This window comes from Kitasatospora sp. NPDC050463 (assembly GCF_040655255.1).
Taxonomy (GTDB): domain Bacteria; phylum Actinomycetota; class Actinomycetes; order Streptomycetales; family Streptomycetaceae; genus Kitasatospora.
Genome location: NZ_JBFAJO010000197.1, coordinates 1 through 3,108 on the forward strand (window position 1 = coordinate 1; position 3,108 = coordinate 3,108).

Genomic DNA, 3,108 nt, shown 5'->3' on the forward strand with positions numbered 1-3,108 from the left:
AGTGAGGCGGCGATCGCCGCGATCGAGGCGCAGACGTCCGCGCGGACCAAGCGGCTGCGGGTGTCCCACGCCTTCCACTCCCCGTTGATGGACCCGATGCTGGCCGACTTCCGGGAAGCCATCGGCACGGTGACCTTCCACGAGCCGACGGTGCCGGTCGTCTCCAACGTCACCGGCCGACTCGCCGAACCCGGCCAACTCACCACCCCCGACTACTGGGTGGACCACGTCCGCCACGCGGTCCGGTTCGCCGACGGCGTGCTGGCCGCCCGCGCCACCGGCGCCACCGTCTTCGTCGAACTCGGCCCCGACGCCACCTTGACCGCACTCGCCCAGCAGAACCTCGACGGTGAGGAAAGCTTCGTCCCCACCGCCCGCAAGGACCGCGACGGCGCCCAGGCGTTCGTGGAGGCACTGGCCCGCCTGCACACCCGGGGCGTTCCCCTGGACTGGGCCGCCTACTTCACCCCGGCCAAACGCGTCCGGGTCGACCTGCCCACCTACGCCTTCCAGTACCAGCGCTACTGGCTCCCCTCCGGCCGCCCGGCCGGCGACGTCACCTCCGCCGGCCTCGGCGCCGTCGACCACCCCCTGCTCAGCGCGGCCACCGAGGTCGCGGGCGGCGAATCGACGATCTTCTCCGGCCGCCTCTCCCGCTCCGCCCAGCCCTGGCTCACCGACCACGCCGTCAACGGCACCGTCATCGTGCCCGGCGCGGCCCTGGTCGAACTGTCCACCCGCGCCGGCGCCGAGGTCGGCCTCCCCGTCCTGGACGAACTCACCCTCCAGGCCCCACTCCTGCTGCCCGAGACCGGCAACGTCCAGATCCAGGTCGTCGTGGAACCCGAACGCCGCCGCCTCACCATCCACTCCCAGACCCAGGACGCCCTCGGCTGGACCCAACACGCCGAAGCCACCCTCACCGAAACCACCGAAACGCCCACCCACGACCTGACCCAGTGGCCACCGGCCGGCGCCAAACCCGTCGACGTCGACACCCTCTACGACAACCTCGCCACCATCGGCCTGGAATACGGCCCGGTGTTCCAGGGCCTCACCGCCGCCTGGCGCGCCGACGACGACGTCTACGCCGAGATCACCCTGCCCGAACAGGCCCAGACCGACGCCAGCCGCTACGGCCTGCACCCCGCCGTCCTGGACGCCGCCCTGCACGCCATCGCCCTCGGCGACTTCCTGCCCCAGGCACAACCCCACCTGCCGTTCGTCTTCAGCCAGGTCACCCTCCACACCACCGGCGCCACCACCCTACGAGTCGCCATCCGCCCCACCACCCACGACGCACTCGCCCTCACCCTGGCGGACAGCGAGGGCCGACCGGTGGCGGACATCGGCGCCCTCACCCTGCGTCCGGTCTCGGCCGACCAACTGAGCACGGCCCGCGACATGCTCCACCACTTGGAGTGGACGGCGGTCACGGCCGGCACGGCGTCGGCGTCGACGTCGGCGTTCGAGCTGGTCACCGTCCCGGAGTCCGAGGGTCTTGCGGTCCCGGACGCGATCCGGCGGGCCACCGAACACGTCCTGACCGCGATCCAGAGCTCCGACACCCCGCTGGTGGTCGTCACCCGCCACGGCGTCGCCACGACAGCCGACGAGCCGATCGACCTCGCCCACGCCGCCGTCTGGGGCCTGATCCGCGCCGCCCAAGCCGAACAACCCGGCCGCATCACCCTCGTGGACCTCGCACCAGACACGGACACGGCCACCGCCGACGCGGTCGACAAGGCCCTGACCACCGGCGAGGCCCAGATCGCCGTCCGCGGTGAAACCCTGCTGACCGCCCGCCTCACCCGCGCCACCGTCACCCCCAGCGACGGCGAACCCGCCTTCGGGCCGGACTCCACCGTCCTGATCACCGGCGGCACCGGTGGCCTCGGCGCACTCACCGCCCGCCACCTCGTCACCCACCACGGCGTCCGCGAGCTGCTGCTGGTAAGCCGACGAGGCCCCCAGGCGCCGGGTGCCGACACCCTCGCCGCCGAACTCACTGCCCTGGGCGCCCGGGTGAGCGTCACGGCCTGCGACATCACCGATCGCGCCGCCCTGGCCGAGCTGATCACCACCAACCCGCCCACCGCGATCGTCCACACCGCCGGCATCCTCGACGACGGCCTCCTCCCCTCCCAAACCCCCGAGCGCCTCGACGCCGTCCTACGGCCCAAGGCGGATGCCGCCTGGCACCTCCACGAGCTGACCGCGCACCTCGACCTGACCGCGTTCGTCCTCTACTCCTCCCTCGCGGGCACGTTGGGTAACGCCGGTCAGGCCACCTACGCCGCCGCCAACGCCGCCCTCGACGCCCTCGCCCACCACCGCACCACCCACGGCCTGCGAGCCACCTCCCTCGCCTGGGGCCTATGGGCAGGCGGCGGCATGGCCGGCGACCTCACCGAAGCCGACCTACGACGCCTCGCCGCCGCCGGCATCGCCCCCCTCACCCCCACCGACGGCCTCACCCTCTTCGACACCGCCACCGCCGGAACCCAACCCGCCCTCGTCCCCGCCAAGTTCATCAAGGTCCGCACCCAGCGCACCCCCGCCCAACACGGCACCACGAACCTCGCCGACCGACTCGCCACCCTCACACCCGCCGAACGCCACCAAACACTCTCCGACCTCGTCCGCGGCCAGGCCGCAGCCGTACTCGGCTTCACCGACGCCACCGCGATCGACCCCGGCCGCCCCTTCCAGGAACTGGGCTTCGACTCCCTCACCGCCATCGAGTTCCGCAACCACCTCAACGGCGCGACCGGCCTGCGCCTGCCCGCCACCCTGATCTTCGACTACCCCACCTCCACCGAACTCATCGACCACCTGACCGGCCAGTTCGGCGACACCGACAGCGACCAGAACATCAACGTCCTACGCCTCTTCGCCGAACTGGACCGCATCGAAGCCTCCCTGGCCACCCTCACCGACGAGAACGCCCTACGCAGCCGACTCTCCACCCGCCTCAAGGACGTCCTCACCGGCCTCAACCGCCTCAACACCGACGAGGACGAAGTCGCCGACCAACTCCAAGACGCCACCGACGACGAGATGTTCGCCTTCATCGACAACGAACTCTGAACCCCCACACCACACCCG

The 3,108-nt window shown here is 71.8% G+C and carries 1 protein-coding gene; it reads left to right on the plus strand.

The features are described from left to right. On the plus strand, positions 1-3,090 hold a 3,090-nt coding region (locus AB0J08_RS41345; protein ID WP_360645277.1), incomplete at its 5' end, for an SDR family NAD(P)-dependent oxidoreductase. Positions 3,091-3,108 lie beyond the last annotated feature (18 nt).